The organism is Streptomyces chattanoogensis, assembly GCF_001294335.1.
GTDB lineage: Bacteria > Actinomycetota > Actinomycetes > Streptomycetales > Streptomycetaceae > Streptomyces > Streptomyces chattanoogensis.
This window is the reverse complement of the sequence record NZ_LGKG01000046.1, coordinates 134,552-141,704: the sequence shown is the minus strand read 5'-3', so window position 1 is coordinate 141,704 and position 7,153 is coordinate 134,552. Positions and strand designations below refer to the sequence as shown.

The following is a 7,153-nucleotide window of genomic DNA, read 5'->3' as shown; positions in this document are numbered from 1 at the left end:
GATGTGTATAAGAGACAGACCACCCACCGCCCACCGCCCATCCGAGCACCGCCCATCCGAGCACACCAACACGAACCTCCGTTCGACTCCCTCGCCGGGATCGCGAAGCCCTGCCGGACACCTCACCATCGGCAAGAAGCCGACACGAGGAAGCCCCGCCCGGAAAGGGCGGGGCCAACTGGTGCGAGCGGGGCGGCCGGTCACGACCTCCCCCACAAGGACCGGGCCAGACACCAGGGCGCGTCCGGTCGGTCAGAGGCGGACCCCGAGAATGCTCCAGTCAACCGGTGTGCTGGAGCGCGTGAGGAGGCCACTCAGGGGAGCCTTGATGTGCGGCTGAACCGGGGTCGGATCGTCCTGTGGAGCGGCCACGGCCTGCGCCGCCGCAGGGGAGAGAAGAACGGCTGTCAGAGTGAGGCCGGTGAGTACTCGGCGTGTGGTGGTCATGCCGTGCCAACGAGCCCACGGTGGTGGCGTCACCACACGCTGCCCCCTCCAGAGGCTGTCCGGTGAGGCGGGTGTTCCGAGCGTGCGGGCTCGTTGCCGGGGTCTGCAGCCCCCGGCAGTGTGGCCCGTAGCTCAGCTCAGCCGGGCATCGGCGTAGAAGACCATCGCATCGCGCTGGTAGAGCGCCAGTCCGTCGGCGATCTTGTCGAAGTTGGCGCGCATCTGCGGGTCATCGACGTAGGTCTGGCCCACTCCCTTGTACGCGTCCGCGCACGGGGTCCAGAACCGGCACACGCCCTGGTAATGCGCGTCCACCTCGGCCTGCACCGCAGGGTCGGCAACCGGCGTGCCGGCCACCATGAACTCCGCGAAACGGATCATCTGCGCGGTCACCTCACGCTGCCAGCGCTCCGTGTCCTCGGCGGTCATCGACTCGAGGGCCTGCTGGGACTGCTCCCACTCCGCCGGCCACCGCTCCTGCACCTCGGCCTCCGCCTCGGTGCGGGAGGGCTCGAAACCCTCGAACAGGTTCTCCGGCCTGTTGATCTTCACCATGTCGTTGTCGTCCTTGCCTTCCTCGAGTTCGGCGATGGTGCGTCCCACCGTGCGGGCGAGCGTCTCCAGTCGGTCCCGTTCCACCAGCAGTCGCTGGTGGTGCTCGCGCAGTACGGCCACCTGGTCGGCCTGGCTGTCCAGGACGGCGCGGATCTCGCGCAGTCCCACGTCCAGTTCCCGCATCAGCAGGATCTGCTGCAGCCGCAGCAGATCGGCCTGCTCGTAGTAGCGGTGCCCGTTGCTGCCGATCCACGCCGGCGGCAGCAGGCCGATCTCGTCGTAATGCCGCAGCGTCCGCGACGTCACCCCGGACATCCGGGCCACTTCCGCGATCGACCAGGCCATTGCCCCGCCCCTTCCATCGCCGGCCGGTCTCTCCGGCCACACACACGACCGTAGAAGTTGACGCAGCGGAAAGCGCAACCCGCAACCGGCAACCGGCAACCGGCAACCGGCAACCGGCAACCGGCACACACAACCGCTACGCGACAGAAGGCGTATTGACCGAATGAACCCGTCCCACGCCTGGCGAGCCAGAGGGCCAGACGGCAGGACAAGCACGTCATTACCCTGCATGGGTGCTGTCATACGATGAGTTGACCCCGCCGGAACGTGAGTTGTGGGACGCCTTCCCCGAGGGGCGTCGAGTGGACCTGCGTACGGGCACACCGGAGGCGGACGACCCCGCCGCAGGCGCCCAGTGGGGCCCCGAACGCTCGGTTCGTGCGGAGGTCGTGGCGGCGCTGCTGCTCGGCGCGAACGACGAGCGGTCCGGCGCCGTCGCCGCCCTGCTGCTCACCGGTGCGCGGATCACCGGACGTCTGGACCTGTCCGGAGCGGAGATCCGCCACGCGTTCTCGCTCGACGGCTGCCGGTTCGAGGAAGCGGTGAGCATGTGGGGGGCCACGACCCGGACGGTCGGACTGGCGAACAGCTGGGCTCCCGGGATCGACGCCGGGCTTGCACGGATCGAAGGCGCCCTCGACCTGCGGCGATCGACCCTCGAAGGCGGCTCTCTCACGCTCGTCAACGCCCGGGTGGCCGGCGAGCTGGTCCTGACCGGCGCCCGGATCTCGGGCCCCGGAGAGTGGGCGGTGCTCGCGGGCGGCCTCGTCATGGAAGGCGGTGTCTTCGGCAATCAACTCACCACGCGCGGCGGCCTGCGACTGCCTGGCGCACAGCTGCCCAGGGGCCTGTTCCTGCAGGGCGCGCGGCTGGAGAACCCCGGCGGCGTCGCACTCGCCGCAGGCCATGTGGCCGCCTCGACCGTGGACTGTTCCCAGGGGTTCACCGCGCAGGGGACTGTACGGCTGCGAAGCGCTCGCATAGAGGATCTGCTCACCTTCGAGGGAGCACATCTGAACGGGGACGGCACCGCCGTGGTCTGCACGGCGATGCAGGTGGGGGACTTCGACTTCCGGCCCGCCGAACCGCCCTCGGGGACGGTGGATCTCCGGTCCGCACAGGCCTCCTGGTGCCAGGACAGCGAGCGGGGCTGGCCGGAGGAAGTGCTGTTGGAAGGGTTCACATACGGCTCCATACGTTTCGGGGAGACGCCGTGTGCGGACGGCGGCCCGGCGGCGGGAGACGAAACGCCCGGGGGAGAGAGGGCATCCGCGGGGGAGCAGACGCCCGCGGGCGACGAGGTGGCGCGCCGCCTGGCGTGGATCCGTCGCCATCCCGGCTACGCTCCGCAGCCGTACGAGCAACTCGCGGGCTGGTACCGGCAGATGGGCCACGACAGCGACGCGCGCCGGGTGCTCCTGGCGAAGCAGCGCCACCGCCGCCGCACACTGCACCCGGCGGGACGCGTATGGGGTCAGCTGCTGGATGCCACCGTCGGCTACGGCTACCGCCCATGGCTGGCCGGCCTATGGCTCATCGCACTGGCTCTGCTCGGCACGCTGGTCTTCGCCAACCACTCCCCTACGCCGGTGAAGCAGGGAGAGGGCGCCCCGTTCCAGTCCTTCGTCTACACCCTCGACCTGCTGATTCCCATCGGCGGTCTCGGTCAGCGCGCCGGCTGGTACTGGACGGACAGCGGCCCCCAGTGGCTGGCCTATGCGCTGATCGCCGCAGGCTGGGTGCTCACCACAGCCGTAGTCGCGGGCGTGACCCGAACCCTGAACAAGAATTAGCAGACGGCACGTCGGCCGCTCCGGAACACCCCCCTCCCCAGAGCGGACGGTTCCGCTCTGGCAGGATCGTGCGCCTGAACGATGGCCTGGCTGCGGGGCTCCGCGCCTCCCGGCCTGGCAACGGGGATTCAACGGGGAAAGTGAGGAATGAGATGCGCACGTGGACTCGTGCCGTTCCGGCGGCGGTGGGCGCCTTGGCGCTGGCGGTGGCGCTGACCGGCTGCAACCACTCGGGGTCGGGGAAGGGTCGGCACAGCTCCGGCTCCCACGCGTCCGGCTCCGGATCCGACTCGGCGGACGGTAAGACGGCCTACCGCCTGGGTGAGGCCAGCCCGCCGCAGGAAAGCACCATGCAGAAGTCCAAGGGCAGCAAGTTCACGGTGACGCCCACGAAGGTGCAGGCCGGGACGAAGGCCGACATGGACAACTCCGGCCTGGAGAAGCAGAAGGACCCCAAGGTCCCCGTGTACGTGTGGTCCACGCTCACCCACCAGAGCGGCAAGGCCATGGAAATCGGCGACATGGACGACGACCTGATCGTCAAGACGGACAAGGGCGAGCGCACCAAGGCCCTCATCGTCATCATGGGCGAGGCCAAGTGGCCGAACTGCCCGGCGCCCGACACCCAGAAGAAGCTGAGTGCGGGGCAGTCGGAGAAGATCTGCACCGCCTTCCTCATTCCCGAGGGCCAGAAGCCCGCCGCGGTCGAACTGAGCCAGGGCTACTACAAGAAGCCGCTGGAGTGGCCCGTCAAGAACTGATCCCCGACCGGGCCCGCACGGGGCGGCTTGCGGCTGGGCATCCGGTGCCGCAGGCGGAGGCCGTCCCGGGCGACGGCGGTGACGCGGGCGGCGGGCCCGGTGAGCGGTGCCAGGACGGCCTGGCCCTGTTCCGCCCCCCGGGCTGCGGCTCGGTGCCTCTCGACACTCCCCCTTGGGGTACCGGCTGCCCAGGTTGCCGGAGCCTTTCCCGCCGATAGCAGTCGAATAACTTCTGCGTCCGGCGCATGTACCACGGCCGAGGGCCCAGGTAGGTTCAGCGCCCATGACAGAGGACGCCGCGAACATCGACCGGCAGCAGCTGATGGCTGAGGCGCTCCAGGAATACGCGGCGTGCAGTGATCCGCAGCTGGACTGGATCCTCGGGCTCGTCCGGCATCGCATCGGGGCCGCGCGCCGGATGGGGGTACCCGTGCCGGATGACCTGGCCAGCCGGGTCTCGCGGCTGTCCGAGAAGCGCAGCCAGCCGCTCGACGAGCGGGAGCCGCGGGACTGAGCCCGGAGTCCGCGGGCCGTCGAGAGGCCGGGCTGCCGAGAGGCCGGTGAGCGGCCTCGCCGCCCCGTGCCTGGCGCCTGGCCCGGCGCCTGGTCGTGACTCCGTACACAACCCCCTGCGTCTCCGTACGGAGCGCGGGGCGCTTTCCCCGGGCCGATACTGGGTTCCGTCACACCGGACGTCGGCGGACCGCGGGAGACCGGTCAGCGCCCTGCGCGCCGACGCGCGGTCCCACTGGGACGGTACGAGGGTGGTAGGTGATGGACACACCGGTGACGACGTTCAGCGAGGGCCCGGACGACCCGTTCGCAGTGCGTCGCTCGGCCTCCGCGGTGCTGGACGGCAAAGGGCGGGTCGTCGGCTGGAGCGAGCGCGCCGAGGAGCTGCTCGGTTACGCGCCCGAGGAAGTGCTGGGCCGGACGGCGCGCGAGCTCCTGCTCGACCCGCGCGATGAAGACGTCGTCATGGCGGCGGTGGCGGCCTGTGTGGACTCCGGGGGCTGGTTCGGGGTCGTCCCCGTACGGGACCGCGGCGGCACACGGGTGAAGCTGGGCTGCCGGGTCCGGGCGGTGGTGCGGTCCGACGCCGGTGTCGAGTGGTTCCTCGTGGGCGCGCCCGCGGGGCAGGTGGCCCAGTGGGAGACGGACCGGTCGGTCCTGGACGGGATGTTCCGCCGGTCCCCGATCGGTCTCGCCGTCCACGCCCCTGACCTGAGCCTTCTGCGGGTGAACCGGGCGATCGCGCGGTTCGGCGGCATCCCGGCCGAGTACTACCGGGGGCTGCGCACCGGAGATTTCGTCATCGACCGGGACGCGCAAACGGTGGAATCGCGGCTGCGGCGGGTGGTCGAAACCGGTGAGCCGCTGATCTTCACCGAGCAGCCCTGCCGACTGCGCCACGACCCCGACCGGGAGCTGGTCGTCTCCGTCTCGGCCTTCCGGATGCAGGACTCCTCCGGCCGGACCCTCGGCGTCACCCAGATGGTCGAGGACGTCACCGACCGCTACCGGGCCCGCCGGAGACTTGCGCTCCTCAACGAGGCGGGCGCCCGTATCGGCACCACCCTCGACGTGGAGCGGACGGCGCGCGAGCTGGCCGGGGTGGCGGTCCCCGAACTCGCGGACTGTGCCTCCGTCGACCTGCTAGAACCGGTGAGCCGCGGTGAGGAGCCCGGCCAGGAGGCATTGGCGCCCCTGCGCAGGACGGCCGTCCGGAGCGTCTCGCCCGAGGCGCCGCCGGTGATGTATCCGGTGGGCCACACGATGCACTTCCCTCCGCAGGCACCGCAGGCCAGATGCCTGGCCGAGCGGCGTCCCGTCCTCGAGCCGGTCCTGGAGTTCTCTCCCGGCTGGTCGTCCCTCGACCCGGACCAGGTCGAGCGGGTCCTCGAACTCGGCGTCCACTCGCTGATCGTGGCGCCGCTGGTGGCGCGCGGCCTCGTACTGGGCGTGGTGAGCCTGTGGCGGTGGCGGCGGCCCGAGCCGTTCGAGGAGGACGACCTGACGCTGGCCGAGGAGTTCGCCGCCCGCGCCGCCGTCTGCATCGACAACGCCCGGCGCTACACCCAGCAGCATCAGGCCGCGGTCGCGCTGCAGCGCAGTCTGCTCCCGCGCGAGGTGCCCGAGCACCAGGCGGTCGAGATCGCCCGCCGGTATCTGCCGGCCGACGCCACCGCCGGCGTCGGCGGTGACTGGTTCGACGTCATCCCGCTCTCCGGGCTCCGGGTTGCCCTCGTCGTCGGCGACGTGGTCGGCCATGGCATCCACGCGGCGGCCACCATGGGCCGGCTGCGTACCGCCGTCCACACCCTCGCCAACCTCGACCTGCCCCCGGACGAGGTGCTCTCCCACCTGGACGACCTCGTGGACCGGCTGGCCGCCGAGCAGGAAGCGACCGACGAGAGTTCCCCGCAGGTCGTCGGCGCGACCTGCCTGTACGCGGTCTACGACCCGGTCTCCCGGCGCTGCGCCCTCGCCCGCGCCGGCCATCCGCCGCCCGCGGTGGTGACGCCGGACGGACGGGTGGACTTCCCCGACCTGCCGGCCGGCCCGCCCCTCGGCCTGGGCGGCCTCCCCTTCGAAACCGCCGAACTGGAACTTCCCGAGGGCACCCTGCTGGCCCTCTACACCGACGGACTCCTGGCGGCGCAACGCCGTGATCTCGACGAGGGCCTGGCGCTCTTGCGTGGGGCGCTGAGCGATCCGGCCCGCTCGCTGGAAGACACGTGCAAGGCGGTGGAGGACGCGCTGCTGCCCGACCGCCCCAGCGACGACATCGCGCTGCTCACCGCCCGTACTCGCTGTCTGGCCGCACACAAGGTGGCCACCTGGGAGCTGTCGGCCGAGCCGACCGCGGCCGCCGAGGGCCGTACGCTCGCGGTGGCCCAGCTCAGTGACTGGGGCCTGGAGGAAATGGCCCTCACCACCGAGCTGATCGTCAGCGAGCTGGTCACCAACGCCTACCGCTACAGCAGCGGCCCGGTCACCCTCCGGCTCATCCGGGACCGCCACCTCATCTGCGAGGTCTCGGACACCAGCAGCACCTCCCCCCACCTGCGCCATGCCGCCACCACCGACGAAGGCGGCCGTGGCCTCTTCCTGGTCGCCCAACTCACCGAACGCTGGGGCACCCGCTACGTACACAACGGCAAAACCATCTGGGCGGAGCAGCCGTTGCCGTCGATGCCACGGGCCGAGTGACCGCTGTACTGACGAGCCACCGGGCGGGGTGTACTCGAG

5 protein-coding genes are annotated in these 7,153 nt (G+C 70.9%); 4 read left to right on the top strand and 1 reads right to left on the bottom strand.

Features of this window, described 5'->3' with window-relative positions:
• Positions 1–579 precede the first annotated feature (579 nt).
• Positions 580–1,347, bottom strand: a complete 768-nt coding sequence (locus ADL29_RS08220) for a MerR family transcriptional regulator (RefSeq protein ID WP_053923050.1) — start codon at positions 1,345–1,347, stop codon at positions 580–582.
• 233 nt (positions 1,348–1,580) lie between these two features.
• Here ADL29_RS08220 and ADL29_RS08215 point away from each other — a divergent pair, with 233 nt between their 5' ends.
• The 4 genes from ADL29_RS08215 (at position 1,581) to ADL29_RS08200 (ending at position 7,114) form a co-directional block, all read left to right on the top strand.
• A complete protein-coding gene (locus tag ADL29_RS08215; protein ID WP_053923049.1) occupies positions 1,581–3,140 on the top strand; it encodes a hypothetical protein in 1,560 nt (519 codons plus the stop codon).
• Positions 3,141–3,292: 152 nt separating this feature from the next.
• On the top strand, positions 3,293–3,901 hold the full coding sequence (locus ADL29_RS08210) for a hypothetical protein (RefSeq protein WP_053923048.1): 609 nt from the start codon (positions 3,293–3,295) through the stop codon (positions 3,899–3,901).
• Positions 3,902–4,184: 283 nt separating this feature from the next.
• On the top strand, positions 4,185–4,415 hold the full coding sequence (locus tag ADL29_RS08205; RefSeq protein WP_053923047.1) for a hypothetical protein: 231 nt from the start codon (positions 4,185–4,187) through the stop codon (positions 4,413–4,415).
• Between the two features lie 260 nt (positions 4,416–4,675).
• The gene (locus tag ADL29_RS08200) at positions 4,676–7,114 is read left to right on the top strand and encodes a SpoIIE family protein phosphatase (RefSeq protein WP_053923046.1); all 2,439 of its coding nucleotides are present in this window, start codon (positions 4,676–4,678) and stop codon (positions 7,112–7,114) included.
• Positions 7,115–7,153 lie beyond the last annotated feature (39 nt).

What these genes read in the sequence shown, in the direction of transcription:
- ADL29_RS08210 (WP_053923048.1), top strand. Translation starts at nt 3,293, where the DNA reads ATGCGCACGTGGACTCGTGCCGTTCCGGCGGCGGTGGGCGCCTTGGCG.
- ADL29_RS08200 (WP_053923046.1), top strand. Translation starts at nt 4,676, where the DNA reads ATGGACACACCGGTGACGACGTTCAGCGAGGGCCCGGACGACCCGTTC.
- ADL29_RS08205 (WP_053923047.1), top strand. Translation starts at nt 4,185, where the DNA reads ATGACAGAGGACGCCGCGAACATCGACCGGCAGCAGCTGATGGCTGAG.
- ADL29_RS08220 (WP_053923050.1), bottom strand. Translation starts at nt 1,347, where the DNA reads ATGGCCTGGTCGATCGCGGAAGTGGCCCGGATGTCCGGGGTGACGTCG.